Annotated in this window: 13 protein-coding genes; 8 read left to right on the top strand and 5 right to left on the bottom strand. The window is 67.5% G+C overall.

What is annotated here, in order from left to right:
• Positions 1-310: 310 nt before the first annotated feature.
• The 5 genes from RM788_RS00065 to RM788_RS00045 all read left to right on the top strand — a co-directional run bounded on the left by RM788_RS00065 (position 311) and on the right by RM788_RS00045 (position 6,865).
• Positions 311-1,444 (top strand): type IV toxin-antitoxin system AbiEi family antitoxin domain-containing protein, encoded by a 1,134-nt coding sequence (locus tag RM788_RS00065; protein WP_315929375.1) that lies wholly within the window; start codon positions 311-313, stop codon positions 1,442-1,444.
• Positions 1,441-2,361 (top strand): nucleotidyl transferase AbiEii/AbiGii toxin family protein, encoded by a 921-nt coding sequence (locus RM788_RS00060; RefSeq protein WP_315929376.1) that lies wholly within the window; start codon positions 1,441-1,443, stop codon positions 2,359-2,361. Before RM788_RS00065 ends, RM788_RS00060 begins: the two co-directional genes overlap by 4 nt.
• A gap of 264 nt (positions 2,362-2,625) precedes the next feature.
• Positions 2,626-3,666, top strand: coding sequence for a hypothetical protein (locus RM788_RS00055; protein WP_315929377.1), 1,041 nt, complete (start codon positions 2,626-2,628; stop codon positions 3,664-3,666).
• A gap of 232 nt (positions 3,667-3,898) precedes the next feature.
• Positions 3,899-5,254 (top strand): C40 family peptidase, encoded by a 1,356-nt coding sequence (locus RM788_RS00050; protein WP_315929378.1) that lies wholly within the window; start codon positions 3,899-3,901, stop codon positions 5,252-5,254.
• Positions 5,255-6,187: 933 nt separating this feature from the next.
• A complete protein-coding gene (locus RM788_RS00045; protein ID WP_315929379.1) occupies positions 6,188-6,865 on the top strand; it encodes a DUF3800 domain-containing protein in 678 nt (225 codons plus the stop codon).
• Between the two features lie 609 nt (positions 6,866-7,474).
• On the opposite strand, the gene RM788_RS00040 is transcribed toward RM788_RS00045, so the two are convergent.
• The 4 genes from RM788_RS00040 to RM788_RS00025 all read right to left on the bottom strand — a co-directional run bounded on the left by RM788_RS00040 (position 7,475) and on the right by RM788_RS00025 (position 10,524).
• Entirely contained in the window at positions 7,475-8,071 is a 597-nt protein-coding gene (locus RM788_RS00040; RefSeq protein WP_315929380.1) for a hypothetical protein, read from the bottom strand.
• Positions 8,072-8,710: 639 nt separating this feature from the next.
• The gene (locus RM788_RS00035; protein ID WP_315929381.1) at positions 8,711-9,847 is read right to left on the bottom strand and encodes a pentapeptide repeat-containing protein; all 1,137 of its coding nucleotides are present in this window, start codon (positions 9,845-9,847) and stop codon (positions 8,711-8,713) included.
• Entirely contained in the window at positions 9,820-10,257 is a 438-nt protein-coding gene (locus RM788_RS00030; protein ID WP_315929382.1) for a hypothetical protein, read from the bottom strand. Before RM788_RS00030 ends, RM788_RS00035 begins: the two co-directional genes overlap by 28 nt.
• A 63-nt stretch (positions 10,258-10,320) precedes the next feature.
• Entirely contained in the window at positions 10,321-10,524 is a 204-nt protein-coding gene (locus RM788_RS00025; RefSeq protein ID WP_315929383.1) for a hypothetical protein, read from the bottom strand.
• 595 nt (positions 10,525-11,119) lie between these two features.
• Here RM788_RS00025 and RM788_RS00020 point away from each other — a divergent pair.
• Both RM788_RS00020 and RM788_RS00015 read left to right on the top strand, forming a co-directional pair.
• A complete protein-coding gene (locus RM788_RS00020) occupies positions 11,120-12,205 on the top strand; it encodes a hypothetical protein (protein WP_315929384.1) in 1,086 nt (361 codons plus the stop codon).
• Positions 12,156-13,667: a tetratricopeptide repeat protein gene (locus RM788_RS00015; protein ID WP_315934950.1), complete on the top strand. Its 1,512-nt coding sequence runs from the start codon at positions 12,156-12,158 to the stop codon at positions 13,665-13,667. The genes RM788_RS00020 and RM788_RS00015 overlap by 50 nt, the downstream gene beginning before the upstream one ends.
• Positions 13,668-13,806: 139 nt before the next feature.
• On the opposite strand, the gene RM788_RS00010 is transcribed toward RM788_RS00015, so the two are convergent.
• Complete coding sequence (locus RM788_RS00010) at positions 13,807-15,141, bottom strand: pentapeptide repeat-containing protein (RefSeq protein ID WP_315929385.1); 1,335 nt, start codon at positions 15,139-15,141, stop codon at positions 13,807-13,809.
• On the opposite strand from RM788_RS00010, the gene RM788_RS00005 reads away from it, so the two are divergent.
• Entirely contained in the window at positions 15,140-15,481 is a 342-nt protein-coding gene (locus RM788_RS00005) for a hypothetical protein (RefSeq protein WP_315929386.1), read from the top strand. The two genes, RM788_RS00010 and RM788_RS00005, sit on opposite strands and share 2 nt — an antisense overlap.
• The last annotated feature ends 2,204 nt before the right edge of the window (positions 15,482-17,685 follow it).

The raw sequence follows: 17,685 nt of genomic DNA, 5'->3' as shown, positions 1-17,685 counted from the left end.
TAACGACCGTGGTCACTCGGACCATCGTGCTCCACCCCTGCCGCACACCACAGATGATCACTTAACTCATGACCATTGGATGCAGGCCAGGCTCGCACTTGAGTGCCGCGATCGCATCGGTCTCCCGCTCCATGGCCAGGGGGTAGCGCCCAGCAGTCCGGTAGTTGCGTGCAGGTGAAGAAGTAGCGGCCGACTACAGGTGTCAACATCGTTCAACCAGAAGATGACTACAGCGAAGAATACATAGCTATACAGCGTTCCTTACACATAGGAGGTAAGAATCGCTGCTCACTCGTGTAGTATTTGCTGTATGAGGGTTGTGAAGGCGATGGAGTTGCTGTCGGCTTACACCGCTGATCAGTGGGGGTTGGTCACCACCGCGCAGGCCAGGAAGGTCGGCGTGGACAGCGTGACCCTGCTGCGCCTGGGGGAGGCGGGTTTCCTCGAGCACGTCCGTCGCGGTGTGCACGCCGCGACCGCGGCGGGCGAATCCGCCCACGAGGCCGAGCGTGCCGCGTGGTTGTTGCTCAACCCCGCGGTGCCCGCCTGGGAGCGGCCCAAGCTCGACGTCGACGGTGGGGTGATCTCGCATCGGTCCGCCGCGCTGCTGCACGGGATCGGTGACCTGGTCGCGGAGCGGGTGGAGATCACCGTGCCCCGGCGCCGCACCACCCGCGACCCCGACACGAGACTGCGTGTCGGCCGCCTGCCCGACGACGACGTCACGTTGGTGGACGGCCTGCCGGTGACCACCGTGGAGCGCACCGTGCTCGACCTGATCGCAGACCACGTCGACGGCGGGCACGCCGGGCAGGTGATCCACCAGGCCGCACGCCGCGGACTGCTCGACCTCGACCGCCTCGCCCCCCGCCTGGGGGATTACTGCCGTCGCTACGGCGTGCGCGGCCGTGACGGACACGCCCTGATCGACAACCTGCTCGAGCAGGCCGGTATCGACCCCGCCCGTGCCCGGCCACAACCGACGCCCCCGACGTCGCCGTTGTCCAGCTGGTTGTCCGTGCGCGCGGCCGCCGGGTCTTCGCTGCCCGGTGCCCTGGGCATCTTCGACCGGAACGGCGCGCTGGCACGGATCATGGAGAGCAGTTCGGGTATCAGCGCCATCGCCGCCTCCAATCCGCTGCTGGCAGGTGGCCTCGGAAGTGCCGCGTTCGACGTGCTCAAGAGCAATGGGGCGTTCGGTGCGGGTCTGATCCCGTCCTCGGCGCTGGGCGTGCTGGGCGGCACCGGTATCCATGCTCTGCGGAGTAGCGCGTTCGATGCCGCGCGCTCGTCGCTGTGGTCGGACGGCAGCCTGGGGCGTGCCGCGTGGGCAGCCTCCGGGCACCTGCCCGTGAACCCGGCCGGTGACGACGGGGACGAGGGCAAGGACGGGGATCCGTCCGTGGAGATTCATACCGACAGCGACGAGGACACCGCCCGTTGATCACTGCCCCGGCGGAATTCCGCAGACGACTCAACACCGCGGCCAAGGCCCACGTCCGGATCCACGGCGGGTCGGTGCAGGACCTGATGGAGCGGTTCTACCTGAGTCGACTGCTGGCGCGCGCCTACTCCCACGATCCCCAGGGCTGGCTGCTCAAAGGCGGCCAGGCGCTGCTCGTCCGGTACACCGACGCCCGGCACTCCCGCGACCTCGACCTGCTCTACCGGCACGCCGATCGCGATCTCGACGACGCGGTGACCGCGCTGCGCACCGCCGCCGTTGAGGACTTGGGCGACCACGTGTGCTTCGAGTTCTTCGACACGACCTCCACCAGCAAGATCGGCCACGCCCGCAGGGTCCGCTTCACCCCGATCATCGGCACGAAATCATCGTCCGTGCTCGGCGTCGACGTCGTGGTCGGCCCGGCGCCGTTCGGGGAGCCCGTCAGCAGGATCCTCACACCGGTGCTGGCCGTGGAGGGCATCGAAGCCGGGCCGGTGGTGCGGCTCTACCCGATCGTCGACCACCTGGCGGACAAGATCTGCGCCATGCACGAGCGGCATTCCGGAGTGGCGTCCTCCCGCTACCGCGACCTGGTGGACATCCTGCTGATGATCCTGCGCGAGCCGATCGACGGCACCCAGTTGCGCACCGCGCTGCACACCGAGGTGGGGCGTCGTCGACTCCGCGGTACCGACATCACGTTGCCCCGGCGTTTCCGGGCTCCCGACCCCGTCTGGATCCCCGGTTATCGCGACGAGGCCAGGACCGTGGCCGGACTCGAGCGATTCCGCACCTGGGACGAGGCCTTCCCCTTCGTCTGTCGGTTCCTCGACCCGCTGCTGGCCGACCGGCCGCCCGGCACGTGGCGACCCGAGGCCGGGGACTGGCGCGGTCAGGACGGACCCGAGGCATAGTCGGCGTGACGGCCGTGTCTCGGGTCGCCGGGTTCCTGAAGGCATCGTCGAGCGCGGTCCGCGAGCACGCGCTGTAGGCGGTGTCCGCGGTCGACATCGGACCGAGGCCTCATGGTTCCGGGCCCAGCGTCGACAGCGTCTCGACGCTGAAGCACGAGCGACGTCTGTGGCGATCTTCATGGTGTGACCGATTCCGAACAGCAGCCCGCGCCCGAGCCGAGGCGAGGTTCGACACGAAATCCCATCAATCCGGATCTTCCGGACATGGTCGGGCAACTGTTGCGTGAGATGGAGAGGCTCGCTGATCACGCCGGGCTCAGCTTCCCCAAAGTCGTCGAGCGCATGTCGAGCAGGGGCCCGAGGGTGAACAAGTCCGATGTCACCAGGTGGCGGGAAGGCAGGAGCCTGCCGAGGGCGGACGACGCCGTTTTGTGGGCCAAGGTCTGTGGCGGCGAGGTGGATCACGTCGCCGTGTTGCACGCGCGGGCCGAGCCCGCGTTCGAGGAATGGAAGAAGAACTCGGATCGACGCCGTCGGAGCGGCGGTTCGTCCGTGGCCGATGCGGCACCCAAGGTCTCCGCGGGTAGGGCTGTCTCGCCTGCCACGGACACTGTCGGGCAGGCCGGTGGCCTCCGGTGGCGGTGGGTCGTGACCGTCTGTGCGATCGCGGTGCTGTTGGTCGGAGTGCTGGTGTGGTTCGAGGTCGCCGCCGAGCACGACCTATCGTCACCGGCGGTTTTCACGGCGGAATCGTGTAGTTGGCCGCAGCGGCCGCTGCCGCCGATCACCTGGACGGCGCCCAGCGGGACGCGACGGCAGGTACCCCTGATGTACAAGGTGCCCAGCGGCCCCGACTCGACCGATGTCGTCGTCGAGGCCGGCGGGTCGGTACTGCAGCCGTTCGTGGCCACGGCCCCACGCATCGACCAGGTGGCGGCGATCATCGGGATCGACTCGCAGCGTGCCGATGACCGTGCGCGCCACCCGATTCGATTCGAGGTCGTCGAGCCGGGCCAGGCAGGGACGCCACCGCGACTGCTCGGTCAAGGCCGGGCCGAGGTCACACAGGACAACGTCAACAAGGACCTGCCTGTCACGGTCGACGTGACGGTGACACCCGGCCGGCTGTACGTGCTTCGTGTGGTCAACGAGGCGGATGTCGACCCGATCGGGATCTACATGAACCGACTGCGCGGGAACGGCCGCAGCGTGGCATACGACGCCGACGGCTGCGTGATCGGCGGCATCCTCCCGTTCGATGCGGCGGGGTGGGTGTTGTCCGGGTTCGTCTCGGCCACCTCATAGCCTCAACCGACCCCGGTCGCATGGTTGCCGAAACCGGATGCAACCGCAGGTCAGCGGACTGCGAAAAGCCTTGTAACCAGAAACCGGTGGGCGTCGGCTGGGGAAGAAAACACGATGTGGTCATCCACTCACCGCATTTGGCAGGAGAGCCGAGATGACAGCAACCTGGAATGACCCGAGCACAACTTCGCAACGGCCGACACGGACGTCCCGATCGTCAGCGGCCACCATCATGACGATCCTCGCGTTCGTGACGACGATGCTCGGGGTGTCACTGGTCCGAGCCAATCCGGCCGCGGCGGCCTTACCCGGCTGCCTCGCCGGAGAGATCGTCGACGTGACCGCCACCCCGTCGGGAAACGGCTACACCCTGGTCGGCGGTGACGGCGGAGTGTTCAACTTCGGCGACAGCCGGTTTCAGGGGTCGATGGGCGGCAAGCCGCTGAACAAGCCGATGGTGGCCATCGCGTCCACCGCCTCCGGCGCCGGCTATTGGGAGATCGCCGCCGACGGGGGAGTCTTCGCCTTCGGCGACGCGATGCCGCCGGCGGACAACCCGCTGCCCGGCATGCAACTCATCGCCCCCGTGGTCGACGTCGCACGCGTCGGCGCGCAGGGTCTGCTCCTGGTCGCCGGTGATGGCGGGGTGTTCGCCCTCGGCGGTGCCCGGCACTACGGATCGATGGCCGGACGGCCCCTCAACGCCCCGATGGTCGACATCGTGACCAGCCCCACCGGCAACGGCTACGCCACGATCGCCGCCGACGGGGGAGTCTTCGCCTTCGGCGACTACCAGGGCCCGGCCGACAACCCGGTGCCCGGCATGGCCGCCCGCGGTCAACTGCGCCAACCCATCACCGGCGCCGCCCGGCACGGCTCCGGCTTCGGGCTGATCCTGGTCGGCGGTGACGGCGGCACCTTCGCACTGGGCGGGGCCACGTTCATCGGCTCGGCAGCCAACCTCACCCTGGCCAAGCCGATCTCCGGCATCGCCCTCGACTCCGCCGGCACAGCCCAGTGGCTGACCGGTAGGGACGGCGGCGTGTTCGCCTACGGCCCAGGCAACCCGTTCATGGGCAACGCGGTGAGCAACGGCAACTGCTCTAGCACACCGGCCACCACCACCGGTGTCAAGATCGTGCAGTACGCCAAGGACATCCGTGACGGCAAGCCCGTCACTCCCTGGCAGGGCGGTGCGGTGCCCTACTCGTGGGGTGGCGGCCACGGCACGATCGCCGGTCCGTCGGCGGGTACCTGCATCGGCTACACCGGAAGTGCCCAGCCATGCCCGGCTGAGCGCACCAAGGGCGTGGACTGCTCAGGGTTCACCCGTTGGGTCTACAAGCTGGCCTACGGCACCGATGTGTTCGGCGGCGTCAACACCAATGGCCAACTCGCCCGGATGAAGAAGGTCACCTCACCTCTACCCGGTGACCTCGTCTTCTTCGGCGCCAGCGCCAGCAACACCACCCACGTCGGCGTCTACATCGGCAACGGCCGCATGATCGAAGCCCCGAACACAGGCTCCGACGTCAAGGAAAACCCGGTCTCCAGCCACCCCAAGCTGGTCGGCTACTACCGGTACTAGCCCCTCGGGACACGATGTCGGAGGGGTGTGGTCACCCGCGTGATCTCCGACGCCGCGGAAGGCAGCCAATTCGACCGGCTGCCTTCCGCAGTTCGTGTTCGAGGCCTTGTCGGCTCCGGTCGCCCGCGGAACGGGATGGTGGGCTCTTGCTACCGGCACCGGCTCAGTCCGGCCATTGCGATCGCGGGCCACGCTCCCACGGTGGGGTGCCATGGTGGCATCGACATCGGATCTCGTATCTGTGCACAGTCACGGTCCTATCGGGTGCCGGTGACACATTTGAAGAACGCGCCCGTCGCCGCATGGCGGCCGAGGTCGAGCAAGGGCAAACAAGCCGGTGACCCGGCGGGGCACCGGCGTGAGAGGGCCAGCGGCAGGTGCCCATGCCGAGCATCGTCGTAAGCAGCACGACATCCATCCGTGTGGTCGGGTTTCGGGAGCCGGTCACGGTGCACCGGGACGTATGGGCCACTGGTTGCCGTACTCCCGACATCGACATCTGGAGAGTGGCTGCCGACGATCCATCTAGAAGAGGGGGTATTTGTTGAACGCAAAAATAGGGTTTGGGCTGCGGCCAAAAGAGTGGTCTTCTTCGCCGTGGGTGACCGATAAGCGTTGCGGGCTATGTCATGTCCGGCAGAGGACGGTCTCTGCGGATCAGCATTGCTGTGGGTGACCCTGTTCCTCGCACAGTCCGTATCCCAACCGGGTGGTGACCAACCAATCGAACCCCTGGGTCGATCGTTGCGCTGACCGCCGATGATCATCAAAGCTGCTGACATGGTTTGACCAGGGGCTATGGCTGGTAGCGACTGGTAATCCCAGATTTTTTAGCGCGGCCGGCCCGGTCTCGCCATGGTCGAGGGGCTGACCGGCGATCTCCACTTCGGGGGCGGCCCTCGTCGGGATCATGCAAGGCTTTACCGTTTGCGCGTGAGCGACGTGCGCCTGTTCTACATTGACGATTCCGGGGCCCAGACGTCGAACCTGGCGGTGTACGGCTGGGTGGAGCTATTGGTACCGGACTGGCGGCCTGCCCTGCGGTCGTGGTTGAACTGGCGCAAAGCTCTCAACGACTCGGTCGGGCTGCCTGCCAGCTACGAGTTGCACGCGACCAAGTTCGCCAACGGCCGCGGGCGCCCCACAGGAACCGGATGGGACCACCGCAAGGCGAATAGGTCCCAGTTCATGGTCGATGCGCTGTCGATGATCTCTGAGATGCCCGGTGTACGCACCGGTGCGGTCTGCCGCGACACGACGGGAAAACGGTTCTCCGAGGCCAAAGCCATGCTCTACAGCGACTTGGTCGCCATGCTCGACGGTCGTCTCGTCGACGCTGGACAACATGGCTTCGTGATCATGGATGGTGACGGTACGGACCCGTCCTACCGGCAAGCGCACCGCAACCTGAAACTGGACACGCGCAACCTCGTCGAGGATCCGTTCTTCCAGGGATCCCACCTCAGCCAATGGGTGCAGGTCGCCGACCTGGTCGCCTACGCCGCCTACCAGGCGGTGCTACGCGCACCCGGTAAGGAGATCATGTGGGAGTGGTACCCCAGTCTGCTGGGGCATGTCTGCAGCACAGGCGGGGGAGCTCGCATGATGTGACATCAGGACATAGACCTGCGGCTGCACCCAAAAAGAAGCTGGACCCGCTTACCCACGAGAGTGGGACGGGTCCGCTCCGACAGTGTAGCAAACTTTCCAGCCATACCGGCAGTGGCTTGTAAGCCTGAAGCGTGTCGCTGGCTACTTCGCGTGATGATGTGTGAGTCTACGGGTCTGACCTGGGATTATCGTAGATGAAGCTGCTGTGGCGTCCATGGAAAGGCCTGTTGCTCGTCTCTGTTCCGATGAGTCGATGCCAGTGCGTCAGTGGGCAGGGACGTGCCAGCGGGCGGCCAGGAGCGGTGGGGACGTGACATCCGCTGGTCAAAGGAGTTCGGATGCCCGTCTTCGCTGAGTTGTCGGGGTGGTGACTACGAAGTTACAGACTCTGTAATTTCCCTGCTCACGTATGGTTCTGGCTGTCCTCTTCGTCAGTTGCAACGATCAGTCGGAGATCGGTGCCGCAGAACACTCCAAGGGGAGCCGGTAGCGCGGTACTATCTTGATGGAGTTCCGCGCCGCGGGCGTCGAGCGAGTCGCAAGGCCAGGTGCACCTGGGGTATACCGGGACCCTGGCCTTACGCATGCCCGGAGATCGATTTGTCCTGGTCAGCAGCCCGTATCGACGTTCACCTCGTAGAGTCGATCAGCCAGCAGGGAACGGTAGACCGGTGCGCCGAACCGATGCGCCCGCACCGCGCCGGCCACGATGTCCGCTGCCCAGAATAGTGGTTCCTCGGCGCCGGCCTGGTGCTCCACTCGGAAATGAGTGCCCTTGGGCAGGGTATAGCGCGCTCCCGTCACTGTGGCAACGTCACGGGCGTTCAACGCCGCAGTGCGAGACTCGATCAACAGTTCCTGCACGCCGTAACTGTGCAGTTCACAGGTCAGGCGAGTCAGGCAGGCTGCCCTGGCCCGCTCCTGACGTCGATGCCGCACCGGGGAGCCGATGGTGACCACGTGCATACCCTCGACTTCGGCCAAGTCTCGGGCCGCTGTATGCCGATAGGCCGTGGTCATCGAGGTCCAGTGCAGCTTTGCGCCACGGGGACGCCCAGGAAGCGCGCGCAGCATATCGCGGACTTGATCATGGACCACGCTGTCGAACACGACAGCGGCAAGCACGTAGAAACCGGTGCCGTCGAGGCTCTCCTGGAACGACTCGTCAGCGAATGCTCGGGTTAACGAAAGCTGGGACTCCACCACGAGGGAAACGGTAGTCAAGTGGTGTAACCCCGCCCCTCTCGTTGTCTGCATGAGGACGTTCCGGTCACACCGCTAGGCGGCGTGGCCGCTTCGGTTGCCGGGGTCAGCTTCCACCCTGTCCTTTTGAAAATACGATAACCGCTGATCAGCCATGCCCAGGGTGCCCACCTAAGGCACGACTTGGAGCTCGGGGTCGCTCGAGCGCCGTTATGCGTACTCGACTGCCATTTGCATATCGTGGAGCTGCTGGCCGACGTGGTTCTGCGGACGTCGGCGCTTATTGGCTCAGTCGCTGCCCCAACTCCAGTCCGGTCATCGGTTCGGTCATGCCATTGGTGGCAGAGGTGCTCGTCACGAACGCGGGGAAGGGGAGGATGCGGCCGCTGCAGTGACCGCACGTGCAGGTCGGCTGCGCGAGGCTGCGTCATAGAAGTCCGGCCTCGTGCAACCGGACCGCCGCCATCGCCGCGCCGGTGCCGCCGGTGACGCGAGGATGGTGGTCTTCAGGATTTTCGTCGTGCGTTCGGCGCGGTCGTGGCTCGCCTTGGACAGCGCCACATAGCCCCGCCGGTGATCGCAGTCAGTACGTGGACGAGCCAGAAGACCCCTGCTCGACCACGACGGCTTGCAGAGGCTGCCTCACTCGGTGGGAGGGACGAATCCCATCACTTCCGGCGGTATCCCACGATCGAACGTCGCCGACTCGAAGTCGGTGTCGCTGGTCAAGGTCGCCGACTTGAAGTCGGCGTCGCTGGTGAACGTTGCCGACTTGAAGTAGGCATTGATGGTGAACATTGCCGACCCGAAATAGGCGTCGCCGGTGAAAGTCGCTGACCCGAAGTCGATGAAATCTATGAACGTTGTCGAGCTGAAGTCAGCGAGCCCGGTGAATGTCGCCGACCCGAATCCGGCGAAGCCCATGAACGCCGCCGACCCGAAGTAAGCGGGGCCGGTGAACGCCGCCCAGTCGAACCGGGTGGTCCGTATGGCGCACCGGCTCAGGTCGAAGTCGATCAGATGGGCGCCGGTGAGGTCGAGGTCGGTGTCTGCCCAGTAGGTGACCAGTGGCTGTTCCCAGGAGCCTTTGCGGAGGTGGTCGCGCAGGAGCCGCTGGGCGGCGACCCGCACCTCGCGCTCCTGGACCTGCTCCCGGTACTCGACCAGCGCCGTCTTGTACTCCGCGTCCTCCGGCTGCAGCGGGGCACCGGGTGCCTCGAACGGCATCCGCAGGTACGCGCAGAACACGCTGACCACGGTGGGCCGCTGCTCGGCATTGTCCTGGGCCAGGCGTTCCAATGCGTACATCCCGCCCAACCGCACCGCGGCCTTGTCCGACCCCAACTGATCCACCGACTTGGTGAACAGATCGGTAACCCTGCGCACGGTCGCGTCCCGCTCAGTGGCCTCGGCGACCCGCTCGGCGTGCACACGGCTGGTCTCGGCGACCTTCTCGGCATGCGCTTGGAACTTTTCGCGTTGTGCGAGTTCGAGTTCCTGGGTGCGTTGGCGTCGTGCGGCGAGGTAGAGGGCGAAGAGTCCGCCGCCGCCGACGGCGACCGACGCGGCGAGTTTGAACACCTCCAGCACCGCGGTGGCCCGCTTGTCCTGGGGTAACTGCAAGCCGTTGACCCAGGTCCACAGCAGCACCGATGCCACTGCGGTCACGGCCAGCACCGCCACCGCGACCGCAGGGACGGTCCATCGCGGCAACGGCGGCCGCACCACCCCCGCTACCGGGACGGGCGTGTTTACAGTGCTGTTCTCGAAGTCGACCATGTCTCTACGGTCGCGCACCCCACCCCCGGCGCTACACCGGATCCGAGCCCCACGCCCTGCGGTGTCGCGGGCCGTTCCCAGTCTTTCGGGGGACTGGGGTTCTCCACAGGGGCTTGTCCAGCCCTCAGCCCCCAGTCCCCGAAGCCGATGTTCGTGGTCAACGTCGTCTGGTTCGGGTCGAGCGGTGCGCCTTCGTAGGACTCGCCGTCGTAGTTGAAGATCAGTGCAGTGCTGCCCGCGACCAGGTAGTCCCGGCCAGCCTTGCGCATCTGGACGGCGGCGGACGAGCCGTCTGACGCCGTCATCTGGGCTTGGCCGAAGCTCGGCGCCGCGAACTGCGCGTAGGTGCTGCCGCGCGGTCGACGAGCACACCCGCCCGAACGACAGGGGACGTGACTTTTGCTGGTCATGTCCCCTGTCAGCGTTGTGGGTGGCTCTGGTTGTGGAATTTGTAGAGCTGGACTGGGCCGAGTTCATGGGCCGAGGATGCCGAGTTCGTAGAGGCGTACGAGCACGGTGGTGGTGCCGCTGCCGAGCACGCTGGAGCCCCAGATCCCGATCAGGGTCTTCCGGGCGATCTCGCGGTGAGCCTGGTTTTTGCTCTCGACGATGACGCCGACCAACCGCCAGCTCAGCACGCTGGAGACGAGAACCACGATGATCAACAATGGCCACATGTACAGACTCCTCACCTGAAAGATCAGGTGAAGCCGTACCTTCGGGCCGCGGCACCTTCATACACCGTACTGGCCGGTAGTGCGCGGCGAGTACGGCTCGGGAACGGACACTCGCTGGTCACAGGATTGCTGCCAGATTGCGACCCTAGTGGCGCTTGCCGATCGGCTCACGCTCGATCATGCCCGCAGTCGCGTTCGGCTATAGCTTGCCTGGGTCTCGGCGGCACGCAGACGCCACCGACGCACGCGGATCATCGCGGTGCCCGACAGCCTCGCCGAAGCCGCTGCGGTACTGCTGCGCGCGGACGGGCTCGACGTCGTGGCCGACCCGCACCACCGACCCGGCAGACGCGGCGGCGCCTGGGGCACCGAGATCATCGCCCAGTCCCGACTGGCCCCACCGGGAACACCGCCCTATCGCCAGCCGAATGCGGTGATGCAAGCGGCTGCACAACAGCGTGACCAGCAGTCCCGCGGTCGTATCAAGTCAGTTGTCGCGGGTGCCCGGCCGCTGCCCAGGTGCGGCTGTCGGGCTGTGCGGCGCAATTGCTAGGTGATCGGTTACGCGGGTGGGGGTGTTTGCGACAGTGCTGGTGTGAAGCGGTTGTGGGCATTCCGGGTGTGGCATGGGTTGGTGTCGGTGCCGGTGGCGGCCGGTGTGGGTGTGATCACGAACCTGGCGACCGAGGGGTTCCCGTGGGCGTTGACTGCTGGCCTGGTGGTGCTGGTGCTGGTGCAGGTGGGGTTGTCGGTGTGGCAGGCGGTGGGAGATCAGCGGGACCGGCGTGATGCCCGTGATGAGTTGTTGGGGTCGTTACGACCGCCGGTGCCGCCGTCTCCGGTACCGATCGAGTCCCCGGCACAGGACGACAGTTGTTCGGTGCTCAGGGTGGGCGCGGTGGTGGGGTGGTTGACGGCGCCGTTCACCCCTACGCCCTTGTGGGGGCGCAAGGTGGTCCTTGATCGTCTGGTGGCCTGGTGCGTCACCTCGGGGTCCGGGGCGGATGTGGTGCGGGTGGTGACGGGCCCGGCGGGGGTGGGCAAGAGCCGCCTCGCCCTGGCCGTCGCCCAAGCGCTCCCGGCGGGCTGGATGGCGGGTCGTCTGCGCGACGACGCGGCCGGTCTGGTGGAGCGGATCGCCGCCGCGGGGGACCGCACGCTGGTGATCGTCGACGACGCCGAGAGCGCTGCGGCATCCGCCATGGAGACCCTGGTCACCGGTGCCGTGCGGCATCCGGACCTGATCCGCGTGTTATTGCTGGCGCGCACCGACGCCGCCTTACGGTTCCTCTCCGACGACGTACGGCCTCGGCTTGCCGGCGTGGAGGTCCTTGGCCCGGTGGGTGAGGCCGGGGACCGGCAGCGATGGTTCATCGAGGCAGCGCGGGCCTACGCCCGTACGTGGCGTGTGCCCGCACCGGATCTGCCCGACCGGCCGGTCGGCCGCCGACGGGGACACCCCGCTGGTGTTACACGCCCGCGCCCTGCTGGCGGTGCTGGGCCGCAGCGGCATCCGCACGTGGTCGCTGACCGATCTGATGACCGAACTGGTGAGCCTGGAACAGCGCTCCTGGCAGTCCGATCTGCCTCGGTTACCGGCAGGATGCGATACCGAGGTACTGGCCGAGGCGGTGGCAGTGTTGCTGCTGCTGCCCGCGTCCAGCGCGGAAGAAACAGCTGAACTACTGCGCCGGGTACCCCAGTTCTCCCACGACACCGCACGGGAGTCCCGGGTCGCGGTAGCCCGCTGGGCACGCCGCCGCTACCCGCCGGGTCCCGGCCACCGCCTGGACCTACAGCCGCACCTGGTCGGCGAGCGACTCGTGCTCGACGTCCTCACCCGGACGCCGAACCTGCTCCACGACGACGACATCCTCGCCGCGACATCGGTGCTGGCCTTCGCCTACGCCACGTTTCCCGACGCGCTCGACCACCTCAACACGCTGCTCACCCGCCGACCGGATCTACTGCCGGACGCCCTGACCTCCGTCCTCGCCACCGGCGTCACCGGCCACCCCTTCGACCAGGCCCTTTCTTCTCTGATCGACTCCCACTGCACCGACGTTGACCTGCGCACACGTCTTATCGCACTCGACTGCGCCACAGCGCTACCTCTCCTGAGCCTTGCCTTGACTCGCCTGCACGTCGAGCACTTCCGACTACTGGCAGCAACCGAACCCGACCGCTACCGACCCGACCTGGCCGACTCACTGATCAACCTCGGGACCTCTTTGAGCGATGTGGGTCGGCCTCTGGAGGCGTTGACTGTCGTAGAGCAGGCTGTCGCCATCCATCGGGAGCTCGCGGCCGTCGAACCTGACCGCTACCGACCCGACTTAGCCGGCTCACTGCAAAACCTCGGGACCTCTTTGAGCGATGTGGGTCGGCCTCTGGAGGCGTTGACTGTCGTAGAGCAGGCTGTCGCCATCCATCGGGAGCTCGCGGCCGTCGAACCTGACCGCTACCGACCCCACCTAGCCGGCTCGCTGCACAACCTGGGTTCTCGTTTGAGCGATGTGGGTCAGCTTCAGGAGGCGTTGCCCCCTGTCGAGCAGGCTGTCGCCACCTATCGGGAACTCGCGGCCGTCGAACCTGGCCGCTACCGCCCCAGCCTGGCCGGCTCACTGATCAACCTTGGGATCTCTTTACGCGATGTGGGTCGGTTTCGGGAGGCGTTGCCCCTTGTCGAGCAGGCTGTCGCCACCTATCGGGAACTCGCGGCCGTCGAACCTGGCCGCTACCGCCCCGACCTGGCCGGCTCACTGATCAACCTTGGGATCTCTTTACGCGATGTGGGTCGGTTTCGGGAGGCGTTGCCCCTTGTCGAGCAGGCTGTCGCCACCTATCGGGAACTCGCGGCCGTCGAACCTGGCCGCTACCGCCCCGACCTGGCCCGCTCACTGCACAACCTCATGGCCAGCTTCAAACAGATGGGAGACCTCGATGGTGTACTTCGCGCGCAACGCGAGATGGTGGTTGTGTGGCGAGCGTGCGCCGACCGAGACCCCGAGCTGTACGGGCCTTTCTACCAGCGTGAAGCGGCTCAACTGCGCCGGCAACTCAATGAGGCGGGCCGTTTTGAGGAGGCGGTTGCTCCTGACCTGGATATCGACCCAGACACCGATTCCGCCGCGACGTCGTAAGTGATAGCAGCGGCGGCAGTTCGCGCAGCCCGCCGCGGGCGGTGGACTGGTAGCGCATCGGCCCGTGCTGCGGGACCTCCCGCGCGGCGTCGTCGTAGGGCAGCGGCACGGCCGCCAGTGTGCGGCGCCGATCCCAACCTCACCACCACATCCCCTGCGTGTCCTCGTTCACGATCACGCCGGTGACGAGGGTCCTGTTGTTGTGTTTCGCGCCGCTGAGGTTCGCGAGGCTGAGGTTCGCGTCGGTGAGGTCCGCGTCGGTAAAGTTCGCGAGGCTGAGGTTCGCGTCGGTGAGGTTCGCGTCGCGGAGGTTCGCGTCGCGGAGGTCCGTGCCGCTGAGGTTCGCGAGGCTGAGGTTCGCGCCGCTTAGGTTCGCGACGCGGAGGTTCGCGTCGGTGAGGGCCGCGCCGCCGAGGTTCGCGTCGGTAAGGTTCGCGCGGCTAAGGTTCGCGTCGCTGAGGTTCGCGCGGCGGAGGTTCGCGCGGCTGAGGTTCGCGTCGGTGAGGTTCGCGCGGCTGAGGTTCGCGTCGCTGAGGTTCGCGCGGCTGAGGTTCGCGTCGGTGAGGTTCGCGCGGCGGAGGTTCGCGTCGCTGAGGTTCGCGCGGCGGAGGTTCGCGCGGCTAAGGGCCGCGAGGCTGAGGTTCGCGCCGGTGAGGTTAGTGTCGGTGAGGTCCGCGCGGTGGAGCCGAAGCGACAGATTTGACCAGCCCTGCCCGGCTGTGGGGTGGTGGCGGACGAGGATGTCCACCGCCGTCTGCCGCGTCTCGCGCTCCTGGTCGTACAGAGCCCGGGCAAGTTCATGTGCTTCGCGTTGCTCCGCGGTCGGTTCCTCGGGCAGCGGATGGGGTTTGGGGTGGGGCATACGCAGATAGGCGCACAACAGGTTCCCGACCGCCTCCTGCTGATCAGGCGTGCTCTGACCGAGGCGTTCCAACGCATACAGCCCGGCCAACCGCACCGCGGCCTTGTCCGACCCCAACTGATCCGACGCCTTGGTGTACAGCTCGGTGATCCGCCGCTCGACCGCGTCCCGCTCGGTGGCCTCCGCGACCCGCTCGGCGTGCACCCGGCTGTCCTCCGCGACCTTCTTGGTATCGGCCTGGACCCGTTCGCGTTGCGCGAGTTCGAGCTCCTGGGTGCGCTGCCGCCGCGCGGCCAGGTAGAGGGCGAACAGTCCGCCGCCGCCGACGGCCACCGACGCGGCGAGTTTGAATACCTCCAGCACCGCGGTGGCCCGCTTGTCCTGGGGTAACTGCAAGCCGTTGACCCAGGTCCACAGCAGCACCGATGCCACTGCGGTCACGGCCAGCACCCCCACGGCGACCGCGGGGACCGTCCAGCGCGGCAACGGTGGCCGCACCGCTCCCGTCAACGGGACGGAGATGTTCGTGGTGTTGTCCTCGGAGTTGACCATGCCTCTACGGTCGCGCACCCCGTCCCCGGCGCTACACCGGACCCGAGCCCTACAGCCCATGGTGTCGTGGGCCGTCCCCGGTTCCCCAGGGGACTGGCGCCCACCGAACGGCTTGGCCGAGGTGACCGTGGCGCTGCTGCGCGCGGACGGGCTCGACGCGGTGGCCGACCGCGTGCGTGTCGACCCCGAGGTCGACGACCACCAGGTGATGGCCGTGCGCGGCCCGGCCGGGTCGGTGGCGCCGCTGCACCTCGGCGCGACGACCGCGCGGGTCTACCCGCCCGGCGCTGGCATCGCCCTGACCGGACCCCCGACCACCATGGTGGAGGTCACCGCGGAGAAGGACGGATGGGTGACCGCGGCGACCCTGGCCACCGCGCTGCGCGAGCACCTGACCTGACCGGCTCGCAGGGTACCCGCGCCGGTCGCGCTGGTCAGGGGACGTGACTTTTGCTGGTCAGCGGCCTGCAAGCCGCTTTCGACTCCGGGAGTCTGTGACTTCCGGAGTTCGGTAGTCCGGTAGTCCCGGAGTCCGTGATTCGGCTGGTCGCGTCCTGGTGTCCTCGTGATCGCGTGCTGTGTCCGGTGGCGGGTGTCCGGGGTTCACGGGACCATTCCGGCCTGCGTCGTTGGACAAGGGTGGTGGTCGTGGGTGTGGTGCGGGTGTCGGTGTCGGGTGGTTGGTGCTGGATGTGTCGTCAGCCCGCCGTGGCAGGGGAGAGGCTGCCCGGACGTGGGCGCCGGGTGCGGCTGCTGTGCGCGCGCCACGATCGCCTGACCTTCGGGGACCCGGCACGTTCGCGGCCGGCCCGAAAGTTGCCTGAGCGGTCTCCTGAGGGCCGGTAGGCCTCTGTCCCGCGGGGAGGTTGTCGGGGACGTGTCGGGGGCTCTGGGGGCTCCTGAGGCCGTGTTCCGTCCGGTGTCCGGCGGGTCCGGCCGGTCTCTCTCGCCCGCGCTTGTGGTCCTGGTGGTGCCCGCGGTGCGGCTCCCAGCCCCGCCCCTTGGCCCCGGCGCGGCGCGGTGACCGCGGTGGTCCCCTGCCTCCGCCCTGCCCGCCTCGCCTGCCTCGCTCGTGGTAGTCGACGTCGGTCGCTCGAACGGCGGGGGACGTGACTTTTGCTGGTCACGGGGGTGGCACCCCCTCGTGCACCCCCCATGCACCCCCTCGTGCACCCCCCCCGCCCCGACGTGACACAAAGTAGTTGTGCACCGGCGAACAACTACTTTTTGTCACCTTGGGTGTGCTGGCCCTGCCGGGACTTCCGGAGTCCGTGAGTCCCGGAGTCTGGAAGTCCCCTGGTCGTGGACGTAGCGCGGCGGTCCGGCCCGATTCCTGGTTCCCGCGGTGGTCGATGTGGTCCCGTTCGAACGGTAGGGGACGTGACATGTGCTGGTCAGGGCCGTGCGGAGCGCGGGTGTGGCGCCCTGGTGGTGCTTGCCGCGGCGGTCCGGTCCCGGCTCGGCGTGCGTCGCGGGCGGTGGTCGACGTCGGCTCGTCGAACGGCGAGGGACGTGACATTTGCTGGTCACAGGCTTGCGGAGCGCGGGTGCGGCGCCCTTGGTGGCCTGACCCGGTGCGCCCCGCGGTGGCCCGGCTCGGCGCGCCCCGCGGTGGTCCAGCTCGGCGAGCGTCGCGGGTGGCCAGCTCCGGCGCGGCGCGGCGCGGCCCGGCTCCAGCTCGGCGCGCGGCGCGCGGCGCGGCGCGGCGCGGCCCGGCCCGCGCTGGTCGACGTCGGCGCGGTGGACGGCGGGGGAGTGCCGCGGTGCCGTGGTCCGGCTCCAGCTCGGCGAGCGTCGCGTCGCGGCTCCAGCCCGGCTCGGCGTGCGTCGCGGGCGGTGGTCGACGTCGGCTCGTCGAACGGCGAGGGACGTGACATTTGCTGGTCAGGTTGGGCGTGAGCGGACTTCCGGAGTCCGGGACTTCCGAAGTCCGGGGGTTGCCTGGTGCGGCCCGGCTCGGTGCCGCGGTGGTGTCGTGCCGCTCGGGTCCGCGGCTGCCGCGCCCTGGTCCCCTGCGCCTGTCGGGCTGCCCGGTCCCCGCGGCTGTGAGGCCTGCTCGGCGCGGAGCGCCTGGCCCTGGTGGTCCCGCGGGGGCGGCTGTCGTGAGGGACGTGACAACTGCTCTTCGCAGGGGGTTTCGGCGGGTTTCGACGGCGGTACTACCGGAGTGCCGGACTACCGGATTCCCGGACTTACAGACTCCCGCTGACCGTCAAAGTGCGGACTGCTCGCGCGGAGCGCGCCATAGCATATTGCTCATGAGCGGTTCGCGCGGGGTACCATTTATGGCTAGAACCGTTGTGCCCTAACGGTTTCACCGTTTCGAGAGCGCGAAGCGCGCGCCGCCATGAGCGCTTTTTCCCTTGCATCGCAAGGGTTTCATGCTGTGGAGCGCGGAGCGCGACACATGGTCAACAGGCAGGTTTTGTTGCGTAGCAACAACTCCACAGTAGACACACGTGAACCTGTTGCGTAGCAACGGGTTCATGCTGTAGACTTTCCTCTATGGACAGAGATGGAGAGCAGAAACCCTTGCGTAGCAAGGGTTTTGCGAACGCGGAGTACCGCGCGCGGAGCGCGGCGGTTAGGTCGCGGAGCGAACAG

The organism is Umezawaea sp. Da 62-37 (genome assembly GCF_032460545.1).
Taxonomy (GTDB): domain Bacteria; phylum Actinomycetota; class Actinomycetes; order Mycobacteriales; family Pseudonocardiaceae; genus Umezawaea.
Note: the sequence above shows the minus strand (reverse complement) of the source record. Positions and strands in the feature narration are given on the sequence as shown.